The sequence below is a fragment of the Lysobacter sp. Soil_C_59 genome (assembly GCF_057656415.1).
Window position 1 is genome coordinate 502,177 of record NZ_JBDGKK010000001.1, and the last position, 22,244, is coordinate 524,420.

20 protein-coding genes are annotated in these 22,244 nt (G+C 67.8%); 8 read left to right on the plus strand and 12 right to left on the minus strand.

The genetic code is table 11. The annotated features are described in order from the left end of the window. Positions 1–7: 7 nt before the first annotated feature. The 4 genes from AC3A3Q_RS02185 to AC3A3Q_RS02200 all read right to left on the minus strand — a co-directional run bounded on the left by AC3A3Q_RS02185 (position 8) and on the right by AC3A3Q_RS02200 (position 4,108). Positions 8–1,090, minus strand: coding sequence for an acetylornithine deacetylase (locus AC3A3Q_RS02185; RefSeq protein WP_487584682.1), 1,083 nt, complete (start codon positions 1,088–1,090; stop codon positions 8–10). A 15-nt stretch (positions 1,091–1,105) separates the two neighbouring features. Then, on the minus strand, positions 1,106–2,299 hold the full coding sequence (locus AC3A3Q_RS02190; RefSeq protein WP_487584683.1) for an argininosuccinate synthase: 1,194 nt from the start codon (positions 2,297–2,299) through the stop codon (positions 1,106–1,108). Positions 2,300–2,324: 25 nt separating this feature from the next. After that, positions 2,325–3,344: an N-acetylornithine carbamoyltransferase gene (locus tag AC3A3Q_RS02195; protein WP_487584684.1), complete on the minus strand. Its 1,020-nt coding sequence runs from the start codon at positions 3,342–3,344 to the stop codon at positions 2,325–2,327. A gap of 314 nt (positions 3,345–3,658) precedes the next feature. Continuing rightward, on the minus strand, positions 3,659–4,108 hold the full coding sequence (locus tag AC3A3Q_RS02200) for a hypothetical protein (RefSeq protein ID WP_487584685.1): 450 nt from the start codon (positions 4,106–4,108) through the stop codon (positions 3,659–3,661). 189 nt (positions 4,109–4,297) lie between these two features. On the opposite strand from AC3A3Q_RS02200, the gene cysS reads away from it, so the two are divergent. The 3 genes from cysS to AC3A3Q_RS02215 all read left to right on the plus strand — a co-directional run bounded on the left by cysS (position 4,298) and on the right by AC3A3Q_RS02215 (position 7,607). Beyond that, the gene (gene cysS, locus AC3A3Q_RS02205) at positions 4,298–5,671 is read left to right on the plus strand and encodes a cysteine--tRNA ligase (RefSeq protein WP_487584686.1); all 1,374 of its coding nucleotides are present in this window, start codon (positions 4,298–4,300) and stop codon (positions 5,669–5,671) included. A gap of 163 nt (positions 5,672–5,834) precedes the next feature. Next, positions 5,835–6,287 carry a SufE family protein gene (locus AC3A3Q_RS02210; protein WP_487584687.1) on the plus strand — a complete coding sequence of 151 codons (453 nt, stop codon included), beginning with the start codon at positions 5,835–5,837 and terminating at the stop codon, positions 6,285–6,287. Between the two features lie 54 nt (positions 6,288–6,341). Further along, a complete protein-coding gene (locus tag AC3A3Q_RS02215) occupies positions 6,342–7,607 on the plus strand; it encodes an MFS transporter (protein ID WP_487584688.1) in 1,266 nt (421 codons plus the stop codon). Positions 7,608–7,713: 106 nt separating this feature from the next. On the opposite strand, the gene dksA is transcribed toward AC3A3Q_RS02215, so the two are convergent. Next, a complete protein-coding gene (gene dksA, locus AC3A3Q_RS02220; RefSeq protein WP_487584689.1) occupies positions 7,714–8,844 on the minus strand; it encodes an RNA polymerase-binding protein DksA in 1,131 nt (376 codons plus the stop codon). Positions 8,845–9,150: 306 nt separating this feature from the next. Between dksA and yidD the strand changes: the two genes are divergently transcribed. From yidD to AC3A3Q_RS02235, 3 genes are read left to right on the plus strand one after another with little or no spacing between them, the layout of a single operon-like run. After that, positions 9,151–9,372, plus strand: a complete 222-nt coding sequence (gene yidD / locus AC3A3Q_RS02225) for a membrane protein insertion efficiency factor YidD (RefSeq protein WP_207527161.1) — start codon at positions 9,151–9,153, stop codon at positions 9,370–9,372. Continuing rightward, positions 9,360–10,703, plus strand: coding sequence for a dihydroorotase (locus tag AC3A3Q_RS02230; protein WP_487584690.1), 1,344 nt, complete (start codon positions 9,360–9,362; stop codon positions 10,701–10,703). The genes yidD and AC3A3Q_RS02230 overlap by 13 nt, the downstream gene beginning before the upstream one ends. Then, positions 10,700–11,551, plus strand: coding sequence for a M23 family metallopeptidase (locus AC3A3Q_RS02235; RefSeq protein WP_487584691.1), 852 nt, complete (start codon positions 10,700–10,702; stop codon positions 11,549–11,551). Before AC3A3Q_RS02230 ends, AC3A3Q_RS02235 begins: the two co-directional genes overlap by 4 nt. A gap of 46 nt (positions 11,552–11,597) precedes the next feature. Here AC3A3Q_RS02235 and AC3A3Q_RS02240 read toward each other — a convergent pair whose 3' ends face one another. From AC3A3Q_RS02240 to efp, 7 genes are all read right to left on the minus strand, one after another. Further along, complete coding sequence (locus AC3A3Q_RS02240; protein WP_487584692.1) at positions 11,598–13,229, minus strand: diguanylate cyclase; 1,632 nt, start codon at positions 13,227–13,229, stop codon at positions 11,598–11,600. 205 nt (positions 13,230–13,434) lie between these two features. After that, positions 13,435–14,367: a GTP cyclohydrolase FolE2 gene (folE2, locus tag AC3A3Q_RS02245; RefSeq protein WP_487584693.1), complete on the minus strand. Its 933-nt coding sequence runs from the start codon at positions 14,365–14,367 to the stop codon at positions 13,435–13,437. 131 nt (positions 14,368–14,498) lie between these two features. After that, positions 14,499–15,242 carry a phytoene/squalene synthase family protein gene (locus AC3A3Q_RS02250; protein WP_487584694.1) on the minus strand — a complete coding sequence of 248 codons (744 nt, stop codon included), beginning with the start codon at positions 15,240–15,242 and terminating at the stop codon, positions 14,499–14,501. Then, positions 15,239–15,919, minus strand: a complete 681-nt coding sequence (locus AC3A3Q_RS02255; RefSeq protein ID WP_487584695.1) for a phosphoglycolate phosphatase — start codon at positions 15,917–15,919, stop codon at positions 15,239–15,241. Before AC3A3Q_RS02255 ends, AC3A3Q_RS02250 begins: the two co-directional genes overlap by 4 nt. Before the next feature lie 2 nt (positions 15,920–15,921). Next, entirely contained in the window at positions 15,922–16,644 is a 723-nt protein-coding gene (gene ubiG, locus AC3A3Q_RS02260) for a bifunctional 2-polyprenyl-6-hydroxyphenol methylase/3-demethylubiquinol 3-O-methyltransferase UbiG (protein ID WP_487584696.1), read from the minus strand. 20 nt (positions 16,645–16,664) lie between these two features. Then, on the minus strand, positions 16,665–18,008 hold the full coding sequence (locus AC3A3Q_RS02265; RefSeq protein WP_487584697.1) for a TRZ/ATZ family hydrolase: 1,344 nt from the start codon (positions 18,006–18,008) through the stop codon (positions 16,665–16,667). A 182-nt stretch (positions 18,009–18,190) separates the two neighbouring features. Then, complete coding sequence (gene efp / locus AC3A3Q_RS02270; protein WP_200604668.1) at positions 18,191–18,757, minus strand: elongation factor P; 567 nt, start codon at positions 18,755–18,757, stop codon at positions 18,191–18,193. 123 nt (positions 18,758–18,880) lie between these two features. Between efp and epmB the strand changes: the two genes are divergently transcribed. Together epmB and AC3A3Q_RS02280 are read left to right on the plus strand one after the other, a co-directional pair. Beyond that, on the plus strand, positions 18,881–19,912 hold the full coding sequence (epmB, locus tag AC3A3Q_RS02275; protein ID WP_487584698.1) for an EF-P beta-lysylation protein EpmB: 1,032 nt from the start codon (positions 18,881–18,883) through the stop codon (positions 19,910–19,912). A gap of 245 nt (positions 19,913–20,157) precedes the next feature. Next, the gene (locus AC3A3Q_RS02280; RefSeq protein WP_487584699.1) at positions 20,158–22,233 is read left to right on the plus strand and encodes an EAL domain-containing response regulator; all 2,076 of its coding nucleotides are present in this window, start codon (positions 20,158–20,160) and stop codon (positions 22,231–22,233) included. Positions 22,234–22,244 lie beyond the last annotated feature (11 nt).

Below are 22,244 nucleotides of genomic sequence, written 5' to 3' on the forward strand. Positions count from 1 at the left end.
ATGACGTTCAATTCAGTATCCGAATGATCGAATCGGTGTAGCGCTGCAGTTGCTCCAGCGCCACCCATTCGTCGGCGGTATGGGCCTGGGCGATGTCGCCCGGGCCATAGACAAGCGCGGTCATGCCCGCGGCGGAGAACAGCGAGGCCTCGGTCCAGAAGTCGACTGCGTTGCCGATCGGCAGCTGCAGCGCGTCGGCCAGGTCGCGCGCTTCCAGACGCTGCTGCTCGGCATCGGCGACGTCGCCCGACGGCAATGACGGACCTCGGAAGGTTTCCTCATAGCGCTCGATCGCACCGGCCTCGACCAGCGTGCCGAAGCGCTCGTGCAGCCCGTCGATCGACATCGACGGCAGCGGACGGAAGCCGAAGCGCAGCTCCGCGCTCGGCGCGATCATGTTGGCCTTGATCCCGCCTTCGACGCGGCCGATGTTGAAGCGCAAACCGGTCAGGCCGCCGAAGCGCTGGTGCGCCTGGCTCTCGACGTAGTCCAGCGCATGCCCGCCCCAGCGGATCGCCTGGTGCAGCGCGCTGGCCTGCATCGCGTTGGCACCGGAGGCGTGCCCGGCAACGCCGCGGAAGCGCAACAGCACCGAGCTGATGCCGCGATGGGCCAGCACGGCCTCACACTGCGTCGGCTCGGCAACGATCACCTCGTTGAAGCCGTGCATGCCGCCCAGGAAGGCTGCGATGCAGCGCGCGTCGTTGGCCTCCTCGTCGGTGGAGAACAGGAACGCGGCGTCGCCCTGCGTCACCGACGCAGCAGTGACCAGTCCGGCCGCGGCGCCCTTGATGTCGCAGGCGCCCAGTCCGATCGCGCGGTCGGCGGTGACGCGCAGCTTGTGCGGGTCGGCGCTCCACGCTTCCGACGACGGCACCGTGTCCAGGTGCACGTTGAACAATCGCTTGGGATTGCCGCGCACGGCCAGCATCGACACCGCACCGTCACCGTGGTCGGTGACCTCGATGCGGAAACCGGTCAGCTGCGAACGCAGGTAATCGAAGATGCCCCCGGTGCCGATGTCCCGCGGTGGATTGCGGGTGTCATACGACACCAGGGCTTCGAGGTGCTTGAGGGTTTTAGCGAGCATGTTTCCTGCAGCCAATTACTTGCGGTTGATCTCGGCCCACAGCGTGCTGCTCATGCCGAACAGCTTGATGAAGCCTTCGGCCTCGGCCACGCCCCAGTCCGCTGCCTGCGCATAGGTCGCGCCCTTGGCATTGAGGATGTGCCTGGACTCGATCGCCACCGCGCTGACCAGCCCGCCCTGCGTTTCGATCACCACGTCGCCGTTGACGGTCGACTGGCTCGACTGCAGGAACGCCTCCAGGTCGGTCTTGAGCGGATCGTGGAAGAAGCCCTCGTACACCAGCTCCACCCACTTGCGCGCCACGTCCGGCTTGAAGCGGTTCTGCTGCTTGCTCAGCACCGCTTCTTCCAGCGCGCGGTGCGCGGTCAGCAGCGCAGTCAGGCCCGGCGCCTCGAAAATGATGCGGCCCTTCAGCCCGATCGTGGTGTCGCCTGTGTACAGGCCGCGGCCGACGCCGTACTGCGCGAACAGGCCGTTGAGCTTGGCCAGCATCTTGTGGCCGTCCATCTTCTCGCCGTCGAGCGCGACCGCTTCGCCGTTGACGAAGCTGACCTTCACCCGCAGCGGCTGCGCCGGCCACTCGCTGCGCGGCTTGCACCAGCCCACCGCGCCTTCGCCCGGCGCCTGCCAGCGATCGATCTCGCCGCCGGACATGGTCAGGCCGAGCAGGTTCTCATTGATCGTGTAGGCCTTCTGCTTGGCGCGCACGCCGAAGCCGCGCTCCTCCAGGTACTTCTGCTCGTAGGCGCGGACCTCGGTGTGTTCCTTCTGGATCTCGCGGATCGGCGCCACGATCTCGTAGTCGCCCAGCGCCTTCACCGCCAGGTCGAAACGCACCTGGTCGTTGCCCATGCCGGTGCAGCCGTGCGCGATCGCCTTGGTGCCCAGCTCTTCACAGCGCTTGAGCGCGGCTTCGACAATGAGGTAACGGTCGGAAACCAGCAGCGGGTACTGGCCCTGGTAGCCCTCGCCGGCCCAGACGAACGGCTTGACGAAGCCTTCCCAGATCGCCGGGCCGCCGTCGACGGTGACATGCGAGGCGACGCCCAGTTCGGCGGCGCGTTCCTCGATGAAGGCGCGCTCCTCGGCATCGACGCCGCCGGTGTCGGCGAACACGGTGTGCACGTTCCAGCCGCGCTCCTTCAGGTAGGGCACGCAGAAGCTGGTGTCGAGGCCGCCGGAGAAGGCGAGGACGATGTCTTTGCTCATTTCAGTCTCTCTCTTATGTTGTTTCTTACTTGCCGACCAGCGCGGCCATGATGGCCTTCTGCACGTGCAGGCGGTTCTCGGCTTCGTCGATGGCGATGCACTGCGGCGAGTCCATCACCGCATCGGTGGCCTTCACGTTCCGGCGCAGGGGCAGGCAGTGGCTGAAGACGCCGTTGTTGGTCAGCGCCATCTTCGCCTCGTCGACGATGAAGTGCTTGTACTGGTCGCGGATCGGCTTTTCGGGGCCCCAGTTGCCGAAGAACGGCAACGCGCCCCAGCTCTTGGCGTAGACCACGTCGGCACCGGTGTAGGCACTTTCGATGTCATGGCTGACAGCCAGCGAACCGCCGCTCTCGGCGACGTTCTGCGCGGCCCAGTCCATGTAGCGCTGGTCGAGGATGTAATCCGGCGTCGGGCACAGCAGGGTCACGTCCATGCCCATGCGCGTGGCGATCGTCAGCGCGGAATTGGCCACCGCCGTGTTGAGCGGCTTGGGGTGGTAGGTCCAGGTCAGCACGTACTTCTTGCCGCGCAGGTCGGTGGTGCCGAAGTGCTCCTGCAGCGCGAGGATGTGCGCCAGCTCCTGGCACGGATGGGTGATCGTCTCCATGTTGATCACCGGCACCGGCGAATACCTGGCGAAGCTCTTGAGGACGATGTCCTCGCGGTCGTACTGCCAGTCGACGAACTTCGGGAACGCGCGCACGCCGATCAGGTCGACGTAGCGGCCCAGCACCCTGGCCACTTCGGCGATGTGCTCCTCGGTGTCGCCGTCCATGACCGTGCCGAGGTTGAACTCGATCGGCCACGCATCCTTGCCCGGCTGCAGCACCACCGCATGGCCGCCAAGCTGGAACGCGCCCAGCTCGAAGCTCGTGCGCGTGCGCATCGACGGATTGAAGAACACCAGGGCGATCGACTTGCCCTTGAGCTGCTCGCCGGCCTTGCTGCGCTTGAACGCGGCGGCCTGCGCCAGCAGCGCGTCAAGGTCGGCGCGCGACCAGTCCTGGGTGTTGAGGAAGTGCCTGTTGCCAAGAGCGGTCATCGAGTGCGGTTCCGGTGATCGAATGGGGAGGAAGGTGGGGAGCGGGTCCTGGAGCAAACCCTGAAAGCAAAAAAGCCCAGCGCGTAGGCTGGGCTTTTCGTGTGTCACTTCGTCTGTTTCAAGACGCGCTAGTGACCGTTACCCAGCTGGATGGCAGGTATGCGGTCGGCGAGCGCGCGAGGTCATCCCCGCCGCCATGTAGGCGGAGGTCAGGACGTCGGCGTCGGCGTAGTGGGCGTTCATTGAGGCGCGCATGCTCGCATGCACCCGCGGCGGGTGCAAGCTTTGGGGTCGGAGTGTGACCGGATCGGCGCTCAGCGGTCGCCGGCCGGCGCCACGACCGGCGTCACCGACACCCGGATGCGCAGGCGATTGCCCGGATCCTCGGCCAGGCGCGAGCGGAACTTGGCGCCCTTGTAGGTGTAGTCGACGTCGTAGGCGATCGGACGGCGGTACTCGCGCTCGACTGTCACCGGCTTGCACTTGTCCTGCTGTTCCTTCTCTTCGCGGGTCAGCGCGTCCTTGACCGCACCGACCACCCGCGACAGGCGCGAGTCGCCTTCGCACTTCTGCTCGATCGAGTTGGCCTTGAGGGTCTGGTAGACCGGTGTCACCCGCAGCACCTGGGCGTAGTCGAAGCGGACGTTCTCGGCCTGGATGACCGTGTTCTGCGCCCTCGCCTCGACCGCCGGCCAGGCAGCCAGCACCAGTCCGAGCAGGACAGACCAGGTCACGGCAGCAGGAAGCGGAACTGGACGGTCCATCACGCTCGCGGAGTCATAATTGTTTAGAAATTGTAAGCGCAGACCGGGGGCGAGGTCTGAACCCCGCCTTTAGACTACCGGCCCAAGCCGCCAGGCGGACCCGCCTTGCAGTCGAAGTCCGGACGACCGGCACGGCGCAGGCCGACTCGATCAGCCGCTAGAATGGCCGCAACTCCGGCGGTACCCCCCATGAGCCTGCACCTTTTCAACAGCCTGACGCGACGGGTCGAGCCGTTCGTGCCCCTCGACCCCGCCCGCCCGACCATGTACGTGTGCGGGCCCACGGTCTACAACTTCGTTCACATCGGCAATGCCCGCGGCCCGGTCGTGTTCGGGGTGCTGGCCGAGTTGCTGCGCCGCCGGTTCGGCGCGCTGGCCTACGCCCGCAACATCACCGACGTCGACGACAAGATCAACAATGCCGCCCGCGAACAGGGCGTGCCGATCTCGGCGATCACCAGCCGCTTCGCCACCGCCTACCGCGAGGACATGGCGGCGCTGGGCGTGAAGGCGCCGGACCTGGAGCCGGAAGCCACCGCCCATATCGGCCAGATCATCGCCATGATCGAGCGCCTGATCGAGGTCGGCCACGCCTACGCGGCCGAAGGCCACGCGCTGTTCTCGGTCGCCAGCTACCCCGACTACGGCAAGCTTTCGCGCCGCGACCCCGAGGAAATGCTCGCCGGCGCCCGCGTCGACGTGGCTCCTTACAAGCGCGACCCGGGCGACTTCGTATTGTGGAAGCCGTCCACCGACGACCTCCCCGGCTGGGAGTCGCCCTGGGGCCGTGGCCGCCCGGGCTGGCACATCGAGTGCTCGGCGATGGCCGCCGCCCATCTGGGCGAGACCATCGACATCCACGCCGGCGGCGTCGACCTGCAGTTCCCGCACCACGAGAACGAGATCGCCCAGAGCGAGTGCGCGCACGGCGGCAGGATCTTCGCCCGGCACTGGCTGCACAACGGCATGCTCAACTTCGGCGGCGCCAAGATGGCCAAGTCGGTGGGCAACATCCAGCGCGTGCATGACCTGGTCCGCGAATACCCACCCGAGGCCCTGCGGTTGGCGCTGCTCTCGGCCCACTACCGGCAGCCGCTGGAATGGTCGGATGCATTGATCGACCAGAGCGTGCGCACGCTCGACCGGCTCTACGGGACTTTGCGTGATCTGGCCGATTGCACGGTGGCCACGCCGCTGGCGATCCCGGCCGGCATCGAATCGGCGCTCGACGACGACCTCAACACGCCGCAGGTGCTGGCCGAGATCGCCCGTATCGCCGGTGATGCGCGCAAGGCCGAGTCGGCAGACGAGCGCGCGCGCCTCAAGGGCGAGCTGCTCGGCGCCGGTTTCGCCCTGGGACTGCTGCAGCAGGATCCGGCGCAGTGGTTCTCGCGCGGTGCTGGCAATGAGGATGACGACCGCATCCAGGCGTTGATCGACGAGCGCATCGCGGCCAAGAAGGCCCGCGATTTCGCCCGCGCCGACGCCATCCGCGACCAGCTCGCGGGCGAAGGCATCCTGCTCGAGGACACCGCGCAGGGCGTGCGCTGGAAGCGGGCCTAGTCCAGTCAGGTCATCTCCTTCCCGTCATCCCCGCGAAGGCGGGGACCCAGCGCCTTCGAGGCTTCGCCGAAGAGGACTGCAAGACACTGGGTTCCCGCCTTCGCGGGAATGACGATTCCCAGTTCGCACGGCCCGCGCCAGCAAGAGCGTAAAATTCCCCGTAATGAACACCATTGCCGCCCCCGCCAGTCCCTTCCCGATTGAAGCCTCGCCGAGCGAGGCGCAGGAAGCGATCCGCGAAGAGTTCGCCTTCTTCGGCGACTGGTCCGAGCGCTACCAGTACCTGATCGACCTCGGCCGCAAGCTGCCCGATCTGCCGGGCGAATGGAAAACCGAAGCCCATCGCCTGCACGGTTGCCAGTCGATGGTGTGGATCGTCGCCGAGGGCGACGCCGACCGCCTCGACTTCCATGCCATCAGCGATTCGGCGATCGTCTCGGGCCTGATCTACCTGGCGCTGCGCGTGTACTCCGGCCGCAGCGCTGCGCAGATCGCCGCCACCGATGCCGACTACATCGCCGACATCGGACTTGCCAAGCACCTTTCGCCCACGCGCAGCAACGGCCTGACCGCGCTGCTCGGCTTCATCCGCGACCAGGCACGGTCGCGGCTGTGATCGCCTGTCGTCCCGAGCGCCGCGAGGGACCTGCTGACACACGGTTGATCCGCGATGTCTTCTGACGCCGACGCCCTGCCCGCCGCGGGCGTCTCGGAACTGCTGCGCAACCGCGGCTTCACCGGCCTGCTCACCTATCGCCTGCTGGCGATGCTGTCCTACCAGATCGTCGCGGTGACGGTCGGCTGGCACGTCTACGAACTCACCCGTGATGCCTTTGCCCTGGGCCTGATCGGCCTGGCCGAGGTGATCCCGTATTTCTGCTTCGCCCTGTTCGCCGGTTACGCGGTCGACCACCTGCCGCGGCGCAAGCTGGGCATGGCCGCCTGCCTGGGGTTGCTGGTCACGACGTTGACGCTGGCCGCCGTCGCCGCCGGCGTTCTGCCGGCCGGCATCTCCGGTTTTGGCACGCTCACGATCTACGTGGCCATCGCCGTCAACGGCGTGGTTCGCGCGTTCCTGGCACCGGTCTACATGTCGCTGTTCGCGCGTGTGCTCAAGCGCGAGCAGTTCGCACGCGGCGCCGGTGTCAGCAGCGTGGTGATGCAGACGGGCCTGGTGATGGGCCCGGCGATGGGTGGCCTGCTGGTGGCCTGGGGCGGCAAGACCTCCGCCTACCTGGTCGCCGCCGGCTTTGCGCTTGCCGCGGCGATCGCGGTGATCGCCGTACGCGTGACGGAGCCGCCGATGCCGGCCGAACGGGCGCCGGTGTTCAAGAGCATCGGCGAGGGCCTGCAGTTCGTCTTCAAGACCCAGGTCGTGCTCGGTGCGCAGGCGCTGGACATGTTCTCGGTGCTGTTTGGCGGCGCGGTGGCGCTGCTGCCTGCGTTCATCAACGAGATCCTCCATTACGGGCCGGAAGCGCTTGGCCTGCTGCGCGCGTCACCGGCCGTTGGCGCGGTGCTGGTAGGCATCGTTCTCGCGCGCCGGCCGCTGCAGCGCCATGCCGGTCGCGTGCTGCTGATGGCGGTGGCCGGTTTCGGCCTGTGCATCATCGGTTTCGCGCTGTCGCGCCACCTGTGGTTGTCGGCGTTGATGCTGATGTTGTCGGGCATGTGCGACGGCGTGTCGGTGGTGGTGCGCTCGACCATCCTGCAGTTGTCCACGCCCGACCACATGCGCGGACGGGTGTCGTCGATCAACGGCATCTTCATCGGCTCGTCGAACGAACTGGGCGCATTCGAATCCGGCGTGGCCGCGCGCCTGCTCGGGCTGGTGCCTTCGGTGATCTTCGGCGGCTGCATGACGCTGGCCGTGGTCGGCGCGACGGCGAAGCTGGCGCCGAAGCTGCGTCGGCTTGATCTGCGCGATCTTCACTGAGCCGAAGCAACGTCCATGGGTTCCCGCCTTCGCGGGAATGACGGGTTCCAAGAACGAAAAAAGCCCGGCAAAGGCCGGGCTTTTTCGTCTGCTGGAAGCGCCAGGCTCAGTCGCCCATCTGCTTCTGCATGTGCTCCCAGCGCTCCTGCGCATCGATCGTGCGCTCGGCGGTGAGGCGCGCTTCGAGGCGCTCCAGGCCGATTTCCTCGCCGGTGTCGACGCAGTAACCGTAGTCGCCCGAATCAACACGCTTGAGCGTGCTGTCGATTTTGCTGATCAGCTTTCGGTAACGATCGCGGGTACGCAGCTCCAGCGAGTTCTCGGTCTCGCGGGTGGCGCGCTCTGCTTCGTCACCGACATCGCGGACTTCGTCCTTGAGGTTCTCGATGGTCTGCTTGGATTCCTCGACCAGATCCGTGCGCCAACGCAGCAGGCGCTGACGGAAATATTCGAGCTGGAGCGGATTCATGTACTCCTCGTCGGTCGCCGGGCGATAGCCCGCCGGGACGATGGGGCGTCCGCTGGATTCATCGGTGGAGTACGGCACGACCTTGACCTTGCCTTTCGGCGCAGGGGCCTGCGGCTTGGCGACGACGGCGACGGCAACCTTGCCGGTCGGACGTGGAGCGGTTTTGGTCGCTGGGATACTGGCGGCCGCCGCTTTCGCAGGCGCCTTGTTGGATGCGGATTGCGTCACTGGATTCTTGGCAACTTGAGGCTTGCTTACGGCCGGTTCCACCGATGCAGACTTGGTGACCGGACGCGGTGCGGGTTTCTTGACGACGACGGGCTTGCTCTCCGGCTTGGCGGCGGGCTTGACCTCGTTACGGGGGAGGGCCTTGCTCGGCGCGGGCTTGGCCGGTGCGGCCTGCTTCGCGGGAGCTTGCTTTGCTACTGCCGGCTTGACGGCTGCCGGCTTGGCAGCCGGCTTCACGGGCGCCGCCTTTTTGGCGACCGGCTTCTTGGCCGGTACCGCCTTTTTGGCGACGGGTTTCTTGGCGACGGCCGCCTTCTTGACCGGCGCCTTCTTGGCGACCGCGGCCTTCTTGGCGGCAGGCTTTTTGACCGGAGCCGCCTTCTTGGCGACCGGCTTCTTGCTGGCGACCTTCTTGGCGGCCGGCTTCTTGGCGACCGCCTTCTTCGCTGCGGGTTTACTGGACACGGCCTTCTTCGCGGCCGGCTTTACGGTCTTCTTGACGGCCTTGGCGGCCTTCTTCGCGGTTTTTTTCACTGCCACGAGCGACTTGTCCTTCTGTTCCCCTGAGGACCTCCGAACCGGGGTTCGAAGGCTGAATTAAGGCCAGCGTGCATAGGCCACAGCATGCCCGACTTTGCATCACGGCGTACAAGTGCCGGAATGCCGGTGCGGAGCCATACATCGTGCCGGTTCCGCACGGTTCAAGCGAGCCGGTCTGGATCGTCCGAACCTGAAGCCTTGTGACGGGAAAGCGCGCTGTTATACCCTGCCCCGGCACCTGCGGCAACCGCACATTCAAGTGCTTGACCGCATTAAGGAATCGTGATCGACCGCCTTCTCATTGCCATGCTCCGCGGCTACAAGCGCTGGATCAGTCCACTGCTTGGGCCGCGCTGTCGTTTTCATCCCACCTGCTCGGAATACGCCATGCAGGCGGTCGCCCGTTTTGGTGCCCTCAAGGGCAGCTGGCTGGCCGTCCGGCGGATCCTGCGCTGCCATCCCCTGCACCCCGGCGGGCACGATCCGGTGCCAGAGCCCCTCCATGGAAAGCACACATGTCGACACTGATCGTCAACGCCCGCCTGGTCAATGAAGGCCGCGAATTCGACGGCGACCTGCGCGTCGAAGCCGGCCGCATCGCCCAGATTGGCAGCGGACTGTCCGCCCGCGACGGCGAAACGGTGGTCGACGCCGGCGGGCGCCGCCTGCTGCCTGGCATGATCGATGACCAGGTGCATTTCCGCGAACCGGGAATGGAGTACAAGGCCGACATCGCGACCGAGTCGGCCGCGGCCGTGGCCGGTGGCCTGACCACCTTCATGGACATGCCCAACACCAACCCGCCCACGCTCGACGCGGCGGCATTGGAGAACAAGTACCAGCGCGCCACTGGCCGCGCCTGGGGCAACTTCGGCTTCTACATGGGCGCCAGCAACGACAACCTCGCCGCGATCCAGTCGCTCGACCCGCGCACCGCACCGGGCATCAAGGTGTTCATGGGCGCCTCCACCGGCAACATGCTGGTCGACAATCCCGACATCCTCGACGGCATCTTCCGCGACGCGCCGACGCCGATCATCACGCACTGCGAAGACACGCCGATGATCGACGCCGAGATGGCCCGCTACAAGGCCAAGTACGGCGACGACATCCCGGCCGCCTGCCACCCCGACATCCGCTCGCGCGAAGCGTGCATCAAGTCGACCCGGCTGGCGCTGTCGCTGGCGAAGAAGCACAACTCGCGCCTGCACGTGCTGCACATCAGCACCGCCGACGAGCTGGCGCTGTTCGAACGCGGCCCGCTGCTGCGCGGCGACGGCACCCGCAAGCGCATCACCGCCGAGACCTGCATCCATTTCACCCGCTTCGACCGCGCCGACTACGAGCGCCTTGGCAACCTGATCAAGTGCAACCCTGCGATCAAGGATGCCAGCGACCGCGAGGCGATCATCCAGGCGCTGGCCGACGATGTCATCGACGTGCTCGCCACCGACCACGCACCGCACACTCTGGAGGAGAAGGCGCGTCCGTACGCCTCCGCGCCGAGCGGCCTGCCGCTGGTGCAGTACGCGCTCAATGCCGCGCTGGAGCTTGTCCACGAAGGCCGCCTGAGCACCGCCCAGGTCGTGCAGAAGTTCGCCCACGCGCCGGCGCAGCTGTTCGACGTCCAGGGCCGCGGCTTCCTGCGCGAGGGCTACGCCGCCGACCTGGTGCTGATCGACGACACGCCGTTCACCGTGCAGCGCGAGGACGTGCTGTCCAAGTGCGGCTGGTCGCCGTTCGAGGGCACCACCTTCCGTTCGCGCATCGCTTCGACCTGGGTCAACGGCGAGCTGGTCTGGGACGGCCGGCGCCTGATCGGCACGCCGCAGGGCCAGCGCCTGGCCTTCGATCGATGAGATTGCGAGTTGCGGTGGTGATGGCGGTGCTGGCCTTGTCCGGCGCCGCGACGGCGCAGCAGTCGCAGAAGTTCCACGCCGCGTTCCTCCCCACCAGCGTGCCGCAGGGCTCGCTGGTGATCGGCCTCGCCGCGCCCGACGCCATCGTCGAGTACGACGGCCGGCGATTGCGTGTTTCGCCCGACGGCACCTTCGCGTTCGGCGTTGGCCGCGACGCAAAGGGCCCGCTCTCGGTGAAGATCACCGATGCCAGCGGCGACACCGTGATGAACACCATCGCGGTTTCCGCGCGCGACTGGCCGGTGGAAAACATCAACGGCGTACCGCCAAAAACGGTCGATCCGCCGCCGGAAATCGCCGCGCGCATCGAGCGCGAACAGGCGCGGGTCACCGCCGCGCGCGTGCGCGACGACGACCGCGACGACTACGCTCAAACATTCATCTGGCCCTTGCAGGGCCGCATCAGCGGTCGCTTCGGCAACCAGCGCGTCTACAACGGCACGCCCAAGTCACCGCACTCGGGCATGGACATCGCCGCGCCGACCGGCACGCCGATCAAGGCACCCGCCGCGGGCGTGGTGACGTTCGCCGCGCCGGACCTGTACCTCACCGGTGGCACGCTGCTGATCGACCACGGCCACGGCGTCAGCTCGAACTTCCTGCACCTGTCGCGGATCGACGTGAAGGTCGGCGATCGCGTGCAGCAGGGCCAGGTGATCGGCAAGGTCGGTGCCACCGGCCGCGCCACCGGGCCGCATCTGCACTGGGGCATGAACTGGTTCGACGTGCGCATGGATCCGCTGCTGGTGCTCGAGCACGGCAACGGCTCGACCGCCGCGTCGAAGTAACTGTGCGGACAGGGCATCGCGAGCAAGCTCGCTCCTGCATACCTCGTCAGACTGTGGCGGCGGTCGCGCGCAGCCGCGAGGCGGTGTAGCCGGTGACGCGATCGCGACCGGTTTCCTTGCTCGCATAAAGCGCCGCGTCGGCGCGCTCGAGCAGTTTCTCCACGCTCTCGCCGTGATGCAGCTCGGCGACGCCGAGGCTGAGCGTGGCCGGGAACAGGCGGCCGTCGATCGACAGCGGCCGGCAATTGACCGAAACACGAAGGTTCTCGGCCACGCCAAGCGCCTCGCGCAGCTGCGTATCGGGCAGCACCACCAGGATCTCGTCGCCGCCGAAGCGGCCGACCATGTCGTAGGTGCGCAGGCGGTTGCGCGTGCGCAACGAGATGATGCGCAGGGTCTGGTCGCCGATGCGGTGGCCGTGCTCGTCGTTGATCTTCTTGAAATGGTCAACGTCGAAGAACACCACCGACAGCGGGCGACGGCCGCGCTGCGCCGACTCGACCAGCGCCTCGAGCCGTTCCTCGATAGCCGAGCGCGTCAGCGCGCCGGTCAGCACGTCGTATGTGGCCAGGCGGCTGGCATGGTCGCGGTCGCGACGCAGCTGGTGCATGTGGTCGGTCAGGCCGATGGTCAGCACCAGTCCGCCCAGTGCAAAACCAATCGGCAACGCGTACTCCAGCCACTCCGGATTGCGCCAGCCGCCGAGCAGCTCGCCCATGCGCAGGATCACCAGCACCACCATCGGCGACCACGACAGCAGCATGAAATAGGCTTCGCGCTGGCGCTGGAAGCTGCCGACGACGCTGGCCACGAACATGATCGCCGCCGACACCAGCAGGACCAGATTTCCGGTCAGCGCGATCGCGCTGGCGGCACTGGCGACGGTCGCCAGCATCAGCAACAGCAGCACTGCATTGCAGCCGTGCAGGACCTTCATGAGACGCGGCTGCCGTTCCGGCAGGCTCAGGTAGAAGGCCAGGAAGCTGTTGCTGGCCAGTACCGTCAGCATGCCGAACATGCGGCCCACGCGCGGGTCGTAGCCAATCAGGTCTGCCAGCCACGGCAGCAGGCGAAGTTCGCCGCCGATCGAGGCCTGGTACAGCGCCTGGGCGAGCATCGCCATGAACAGATAGACGTAGCTGCGCTCGCCGATGCCGATCCAGAAACCGAAGGCGAGCATCGCCAGCACCAGCAACGTGCCCAGCACCAGCGTGCGCAGGGCGACATGGCGCAGGTCGTGGCGATGCACTTCCTCCATCGACTCGACCGCCACCGGCATCGGTGACGGGCTGAGCATGTGCAAGCGCAGGTAGATCTGCTCGCCGGTGGCCAGCCCCTGCGGCAGGGGTATCACCAGCGCCCGCGTCGACACCGAGCGGTCTGCGACGTCGCCTATCAGGCCCCGGCGTACCGGCATGGCTTCGCCGGGACGCCAGACCTCTACCTGGTTGAGGTGCGGGAAGCGCAGGACCAGGTTGGGCGCATCGGCCGGCGCCACTGCTTCGCGGGCGGTCAGCCGCCACCAGCGCGGCTGCGACGAGGTCTCGAATACCGACTGGCCGTCGACCTGGGCGAACTCACCGTCAAGCTCGCCGGCCAGCACCTGCACCGGGAGCGGATCGCCGTCGAGGCGGGCCACGTTGAAAAGCTGCGCCGACACCGAGGTCGCCACCAGCATTCCAAACGCGGCAACTGCTGCCTGCCACCACCGACGCGCGGGTTTCCCCATGATCCGGACCGGCCCCCTGATTACGCCTTGAGCATATCCCAAGTGAGACGGGCGTCGCGAAACCGCCCGGCGGAGCGGGCGTGCCTACTGTCGAGTAACGGGCTGCCGGAGGGGTGCAGTGCGAGGGCCGTGACCGGCCCTCGACGGCGGGAAATCAGGCCTGGGCGCCCTGCCCGCTGACGCGGGCCACGGCGTCGTGCGCGTGCAGGCTCTCGAAATGGGCCACTTCGGCGTCGAAGCGCTCGATCCGCGGATCGGCCGACAGGGCGGCGGCGACACGGCGGGCGGCGTCCTCGCAGAACATCAGGTTCTCGGCGTTGAGGCGGGCGAAGGCCTGCTCGTCTTCACGCTTGACCGCGGTCTGCACCGGGGTGCCGAGGGCCTGCTCCAGGGCGTCGATCAGCGCCGCCAGCGGCAGCTCGTCGAAGGCCGGGCGCAGCTCCACGCGCACGTCGGCGCGGCTGCGCTGCGCATGCGGAGTCGCGGCCAGGCCACGCTCCGATGCCAGCCACTCGCCGACGACCGCGTTCGACAGCGGTCGCGCACCGGCGAAGTCCTCGGCGAAACGTTCGGCATTGAGCTGGCGCGACAGGGCCGCCGAGGCCGGGCACGTGCTGGAGTACTCGACCGCGAAGCGCAACGCCAGGTGCAGGTGGCCCTCGCGCAGGCTGGCGTCGATCTCGACCGGGTAGCGCTTCCAGCCGGCGTTGTCGCTGGCCAGGGCCTTGCGCAACAGCAGCTGGTCGTAGCGGACGACCAGGCGCGCGGCGCTGGAGATGCCGCCCTGATTGTCGATCAGCGTCTGCAGCACGCGGCGCAGGCCGGCCGGGGTCACCGTCTCGCTGGCGAAGGCGTTCTGCAGCTGCAGGTACATGCGCGACATGTGGATGCCGCGGGCGTTGGCGTCCTTGAGGTCGACGGACACATCGACCGATGCGGCGACCGTCATGGTCTCGCCGTCAGCCGATGCCACGCGCAGCGGCAGGGCGATGTTGGACATGCCGACCCAGTCGAGCGTCCGCGCCGCGGCAGCGGCGTCGAAGGCGACATCAGGGAGACGGCGCGGGGTTTGCGAGGTCGTGGTCACGGCAAAGGGTATGGGGGTTGGCGCGGGGGAGCGCAAGCCGGGCCATTGTAGCGGCCGGCCGTGACCGCCCTGCGGCGTCGCCTGCAACAGTCAGTTGCGAGGCCACCTCTGGGATGGCCGCGCAGCCGGCCTCAGCTGCGGGCGCCGCGCCAGGCACCCATCAGGGCGCTCCACGGCGGCAACGGCAATGCCGCGTCGCCCCGGCGCAGGCGCTGGCGGGCAAGTGCCGACCACACCCGGCGCGGCCGCGTGGCGGTTCCCGCCGCGGGCCAGCCTTCCAGAAGTTCGGCCGCCCACGCACTGGCCACCGGCTGGCTGCCGGCACGGGCCAGCGTTGTCAGCGGTGCGGCAGTCTCGCCAACGTGCGCGAGGCGTGAGTACAACAGACCTGCGGAGATGATCGGTTCGGCCTGGCCTTCCACGCCCTGCTCCGCGCCGGCAAACAACGCCGACTCGATGACGGCGACGGCGTGCGCGAACGGTTTCAGCGAAGAGTAGGCGTCGTCGCGATCGCGCGGGCGCTCACGGCTTTCGCGCAGATACGGCAGCGCGGTGGCCAGAGTCAGCCACGGCGCCGGCAATTTTTGCAGGGCAATGCCGAGCGGATGGCGCCGCGCGCCCAATGTCCAGCCGCGCAGTTCCTCGGCCCACCACGCCAGCTTGGCCTCGCCGGGACGCGGATCGCTGCCACCCCAGGCTGCGTCGGTCAGTTCCTGCAGCAGCGTTGCCCAGGCCAGCGCGACTTCGCGCTGTTCCTGCGGCACGAACACCTGCACCACGGCCCACTCGGGCCAGCGCGCGCGGAACTTGTCGAGGAAACTGGCGAGCGCTTCGTTGCTGTCGCCAGCGCCGCCACTTTGCACCGGCTCGCTCATCGCGCTGCCGGCCAGGTCGCCGCGTCGATCAGCTCGGCCGCGGTTTCGATCATGACATCGCCCTGCCATGTCACCGGATCGTCGCCATCGAGGCGATAGCCCCACAGCGCCACCACCGACGGCATGCCGGCGGCGCGTGCCGCCTGGATGTCGCGTTCGTCGTCGCCAACATAGATGCACTGCGACGGTTCGATGCCGATGCGTTCGGCAGCGACGGTCAGCGGCAACGGGTCGGGCTTGCGCCGCGCCAGCGTGTCGCCACCGATCAGCACCGCGCAACGCTGTTCCCAGCCCAGTACGGGCATCAGCTGGCGGGCCAGGTATTCGGGTTTGTTGGTGACGATGCCCCAGGTGCTGCCGGCCGCTTCCAGCGCTTCCAGCATTGCCTCGACACCGTCGAACAGACGGCCGTGGCGACCAAGCTCGCGCTCGTAGTGGCCGAGGAACTCCGGGATCCAGCTTTCGCGCTGCGGCTCGTCTACTTCCGGGAATGCCGCCGCGACCATCGCCCGCGCGCCCTTGGACACATGCGGGCGCAGCTCGTCGAGCGGCATCGGCGGCTGGCCGCGCGCGGCGCGCATGGCATCGATCGCCGCGACCATGTCCGGCGCGCTGTCGAGCAGCGTGCCGTCGAGATCGAACAGGACGGCGCGGGGAAAAACAGGTGATGCCGGCATGGTCAGGCGTCCGGCTTGCGCGCGCAGGCGAGGTAATTGACGTCGGTGCGCCCGATCACGCGTGCGCTGTTGCGCCACGGCTCGTACATCAGGCCGCTGACGTCTTCCAGCTGCATGCCGGCCGCGCGCAGCCACGCTCCCAGCTCCGACGGCTTGATGAAGTCGCGGTACTGGTGGGTGCCACGCGGCAGCACGCGGGCGACGTACTCGGCACCGACGATGGCCAGGGCGAAGGCCGCCGGCGTGCGGTTGAGCGTGGACAGGAACAGGCGTCCGCCCGGACGCAGCAACGTCGTGCAGGCGCGGATGATCGAACCCGGATCAGGCACGTGCTCGAGCATTTCCATGCAGGTGATCGCATCGAACTGGCCCGGCATTTCCTCGGCCAGCGACTCCACCGACTGCAGCCGGTAATCGACCTTCACGCCGGTCTCAAGCCCATGCAGGCGCGCGACCTTGACCAGCTCCGGGGCCAGATCGAGTGCGGTGACCTGTGCGCCCTCGCCCGCCATCGCCTCGCTGAGCAGGCCGGCGCCGCAGCCGACGTCGAGCACGCGCGCGCCCTGCAGCGTGGTGCGCTGGGCGACGTAGCCCAGGCGGGCCGGATTGAGCGCGTGCAGCGCCTTCTGCGGACCCTGCGGGTCCCACCAGCGCTGCGCGAGCGCGCCGAACTTGTCGAGCTCGGCCTGGCTGAAGTTGCTGTCGTTGGGAGCGGGCGTATTCATGCGAAATCTCTATCCGATCGTCACGACAGTCTGATCGCCGCGATCCGCGTGCGCCACTGCTTGGCATTGGCCACCAGCGCCCGCTCGTCCATGTCGACCAGCACGCGCCCGCGCAGTCTGGCCTGCCCGGCGATCCATACATCGCTCACCTGCTGGCGGCCGGTCGCGTAGATCAGCTGCGAGATCACATGGTGCAGCGGCTGGGTCTCGATCTGGTCCAGGTCGACGCAGACCAGGTCGGCCTGCTTGCCGACCTCGATCGAACCGACCTTTGTCTCGTAACCCAGCGCGCGTGCGCTGCCCAGCGTCGCCGCGTGCAGCGCGCTGGCCGCATCGAGCGCCGAGGCGTCGGAGGCAACCGCCTTGGCCAGCAGCGCGGCGGTGCGGGTCTCGCCGAACATGTCCAGGTCGTTGTTGCTGGCGCAGCCGTCGGTGCCGATGGCAATGTTGACGCCAGCCTTCTGCAGCTTGCCGACCGGGCAGAACCCGGACGCCAGCTTGAGGTTGGACTCGGGGCAATGGGCGACGCTGACACCGCGCTGTGCGCACAGCTCGATCTCGGCGTCGGTGAGCTGGGTCATGTGCACCGCGATCAGGCGATCGTTGACCAGGCCCAGGCGATCGAGTCGCGCCAGCGGGCGCTGGCCGTGCTTCTCGTGCGACTCGGCCACTTCGTGGGCGGTCTCGTGCGTGTGCAGGTGCACCGGTACGTCGAGCTGATCGGACAGCATGCGGATGCGTTCGAAGTTCGCGTCCGACACGGTGTACGGCGCGTGCGGTGCGAAGGTGGTGCTGACCAGCGCGTCGTCGCGCCATTGGTCGTGCACTTCGCCGGCGCGGTCGAAATATTCGTCGGACGACTTGGCCCAGGCGGTCGGGAAGTCGATCACCGGCAATCCGACGCGGGCGCGGAATCCATGGCGCTTGTAGACCGCGGCCTGCACGTCGGGGAAGAAGTAGTTTTCGTTGGCGCAGGTGGTGCCGCCGCGGAGCATCTCGGCGATGGCCAGGGCGATGCCGTCGGCAACGAACTCCGGCCCGATCACCGCGCCCTCGACCGGCCAGATGTGGCCTTGCAGCCATTCCATCAGCGGCAGGTCGTCGGCGATGCCGCGCAGCAGCGTCATCGGGTTGTGGGTGTGGGCGTTGATCAGGCCCGGGATCAATGCAGCGTCCGGCCGCGACACGGTCTCGGCGGCGATGAAGCGCGTGCGCGCTTCGCGGGTCGGCAACAGCGCGACGATGGCACCATCGCGGACGGCGACCGCATGGTCTTCCAGGACCACCCCGTGCGGTTCGACCGGCACCACCCATCCGGCTTCGATCAACAGGTCGCAGGCTTCGGGGCGGGTATCGGGATGCATGGGGGTCCTTTTGTCCTTCATCCCGCATTGGCGGGAATCCGGAGTCTTCGCACTTCGTCATTCCCGCGAAGGCGGGAACCCAGTGTCTTCGTGCTTCGTGACAGCAAGGCTAAGTCACTGGGTCCCCGCCTTCGCGGGGATGACGATCCACTGCCCGCCCGCGGCGCGGGCGGGCCAATGGGTCACTTGACCCGGCTGACGTACTCGCCCGAGCGGGTGTCGACCTTGATGATCTCGTCCTGGCCGACGAACAGCGGCACGCGGACCACGGCGCCGGTTTCCAGCGTCGCCGGCTTGCCGCCGCCGCCCGAGGTGTCGCCGCGGACGCCCGGATCGGTCTCGACGATCTTCAGCTCGACGAAATTCGGCGGCTGCACTGCGATCGGGGTGCCGTTCCACAGCGTCACCACGCAGTCTTCCTCGCCCTTGAGGTACTTCTCGGCGCCGCCCATGCCGGCCTTGTCGGCCTGGACCTGCTCGAACGACTCCTGGTTCATGAAGTGCCAGTACTCGCCGTCGGAGTACAGGTACTGCATGTCGGTGTCGACGACGTCGGCCTGCTCCACGTTGTCGGTCGCCTTCATGGTCATTTCGACCACGCGGCCCGACTTGATGCTGCGGTACTTCACGCGGGTGAAGGCCTGGCCCTTGCCCGGCTTGACGTACTCGGTGTCGGTGATGATGCACGGGTCGTTGTTGACCAGGATCTTCTGGCCGTTCTTGACGTCGTTCATGCCCAAGGTGGCCATGGGTGCAACTCCTGCTAGATGAATAAGTGTCTTGGCGCCGGCCCGTCGCAATCGCGGCGGAGGCTAGAATGGCGGGTTGTTGCGCCCGGCCCGAAGCCACGGCGCAAGGAAAACCGGTCCGCCATGATACCCGCAGCCCCCATCCCATTGCAGCCTGCCGCCCTACCGCACACACCCGCCGCACAACGCTGGCAACAGCTTTGGCGCGAGGCCGTGCGTGATCCGCGCGAGCTGCTGGCGATGCTGGGCCTGGAGGACGCCGGACTGGGCATCTCCGACGAGGCCGCCGCCCAGTTTCCGCTGCGGGTCCCGCGCGGGTTCATCGCCCGCATGCGCCACGGCGACCCGAACGATCCGCTGCTCCGCCAGGTCCTGCCGCTGGATGCGGAAATGCAGCCGATGCCGGGATTCAGCCTGGACGCGGTCGGCGACGCCGCGGCCAAGGCCGGGCATGGCGTCATCCGCAAATACCGTGGCCGCGCCCTGCTGGTCACCACCGGCAGCTGCGCGATCCACTGCCGTTACTGCTTCCGCCGCCATTTCCCCTACGCCGAGGAAACCGCGGCCGCGGCCGGCTGGCGCGAAGCGGTCGCGCTGATCGCGGCCGACAGCGGCATCGACGAGGTCATCCTCTCCGGCGGCGACCCCTGGTCGCTGGCCACGCCGAAGCTGGCCGAGCTGACCGACGCCCTCGCCGGCATTCCCCACCTCAAGCGGCTGCGTGTGCACACCCGCCTGCCCGTGGTGCTGCCCGAACGGGTCGACGAGCCGTTGCTGGCCTGGCTGCGCGCCCTGCCCTGGCCGGTCACGGTGGTGCTGCACGCCAACCACGCCAATGAATTCGATGCCCACGTCGACGAAGCCCTGGCGCGACTGCGCGGCGCCGGCGCGACCCTGCTCAACCAGGCCGTCCTGCTGCGGGGCGTGAACGATTCCGTCGATGACCTGGCGGCGCTGAGCGAACGCGGCCTCGCCGCCGGTGTCCTGCCCTACTACCTGCACCAGCTCGACCGCGTGCAGGGCTCGGCCCACTTCGAGGTCAGCGACGAGACCGCGCTGCGCCTGCACCGCGAACTGGCGGCACGCGTCTCGGGCTACCTGGTGCCACGGCTGGTGCGCGAAGTCGCCGGCGACCCGGGCAAGCGCCCGCTGTAACTTGCCGGTCGTGCTCCGGTCGCAAGCTGCCCGGTGCTGCCGGCGCCAATGTGCCGGTGACGTCAACGGATCGAGCCCTCGGACGTTGCTGCGTGCTCTGTTCGAAATGCCCCGTCAGAACGCCCCCGGACCAGCCCGACTGATGACCCCGCCAGCAAAACCCCGTTGCCAATCCCGATTCCGCCCCGACCGCGTGGACTCATCTCCCGGTTCGTGTCATAAAACCGGCTTGGGGAGGTGACGCAATGCAATTTGGCAAAGATACGGCGCTGCGCCTGCTGATCGTCGACGACAGTGTCGAGGCAGCCGAGGCCATCGTCAGCGGGCTGCGCAACAGCGGAATCGCGGTGCGCCCGTCACGACCGGAAAACGAGGCCGAACTGGCCGGCATGATCGCCCAGCACCCGCTGCCGGACCTCGTGCTGGCCGCCCGCGAAGCGCGTGCCGTGCCCATCACCAAGGTGATGCAGGCGGTCGACGCCAGCGGCAAGGACCTGCCCGTGTTGATGCTGATCGACAGCATCGACGACACGCGCCTGCTCGAGATGTTCACCCTCGGCGCCCGCGGCGTGATCCTGCGCGGCCACGCCGACCACGTGCAGAGCCGGGTCCGTCGCGAATGGGCCGACCTGGAGGCACGCCGTGCGCTGCGAAGGCTGGAAGCCCAGGTGCGCGAGACCGAGCGCCGCTGCGATGCGCTGATCGACTCCTCGCGCGAGCCGATCGCCTACATCCACGAAGGCATGCACATCCGCGCCAACCCGGCGTACCTGGAAATCTTCGGCTTCGAGACCTTCGAGGACATCGAAGGCATGTCGCTGCTGGACCTGATCGCGCCGTCGCGGGTCGACGGGTTCAAGCAGCTGCTCAAGCAGATCGGCAAGGGCGACGCCCCGCCCCGGCACGAGACCGAGGCGCGTGCGCTCGACGGCAGCAATTTCCCGGCGGTGATGGAATTCACCCAGGCCAGCTACGAAGGCGAGGCCTGCCTGCAGGTGATCCTGCGCCGGCAGGAAATCGACCCCGAGCTTGCCCGCGAGGTCGAGGCACTGCGCCAGCGCGACCAGGTCACCGGCCTGCTCAATCGCGCCACGTTCCTGCGTTCGCTCGAGGACGCCGTCGCCGATGCCGCGCAGAACGCCACGCATCATGGCCTGCTGCTGATCGAGCCGGACCACTTCAACCGCCTGCTCCAGGACATCGGCCTGGACGCGGCCGACTCGCTGGTCGCGGCGATGGCCGAGCGCCTGCGCGCGGCCCTGGGCCCGGACGACATCGCGGCGCGCTTCGGCGAGCACCAGTTCGCCGTGCTCACCAACAACAGCGACCACAAGCGCAGCATGGGCCTGGCCGAAAGCCTGCGCACCGCGTTCGCCGACCACGTGCTGGAGACGGCCGACCGTTCGCTCAGCACCACCGTCAGCATCGGTGGCGTGCTCATCGGCGAGAAGATCGCCAGCGTCACCGCCGTGCTCGGCAAGGCCAGCCAGTGCGTGCAGTCGGCCAGTGGCGTCGGCGGCAACCGCACCGACCTGTTCGACCCGGGCGCAGCCGACCGCGCCGAGGAAGAGCGCGTGGAGGCGTGGGTCACGCGCATCCGCGATGCGCTCGACGCCGACCGCTTCGTCATGGACTACCAGCCGCTGATCGGCCTGCATGGCGAGCCGATCGAGATGTACGAGGCGTACCTGCGCCTGCGCGGCGAGCATGGCGAGCTGGTTCCGCCGCTGACCTTCCTGCAGATCGCCGAGGAACACGGGCTGCTTTGGGAGATCGACCGCTGGGTCGTGGGCAAGGCGATCTCGGTGATCGGCGAGCGGATGCGCGCCGGCAAGCAGACCACGATGCTGGTCAAGATCACCCAGGCGTCGCTGCAGGACACCACCTTGCAGCAGTTCATCCAGGAACAGCTGGCCCACCACGGCGCCGACGGCAAGTTGCTGGTGCTGCAGCTGCCGGAGTCGAAGGTGTTCACGCACCTGCGTGCGGCCCAGGAGTTCCAGGCCACGGTGGCCAGGTTCGGGGTGCGCGTTGGGCTGGAGCAGTTCGGCGTGGGCCTCAACTCGTTCCAGCTGTTGACCCACTTCGACGCGGCACTGCTGAAGATCGACCGCAGTTACATGGAAGAGCTGACCGGCAATCCCGACCACCAGCAGCGAGTGCGCGAGATCGCCGACAAGGCGCGCGAGCTGGGCAAGATCACCATCGCCGAGTTCGTCCAGGACGCGGGCAGCATGAGCATCCTGTTCGGCGCGGGCATCGACTACGCGCAGGGCAACTTCCTGGCGCCGCCGGGACCGGTGATGGATTACGAGTTCTAGCCGCCCGCTCC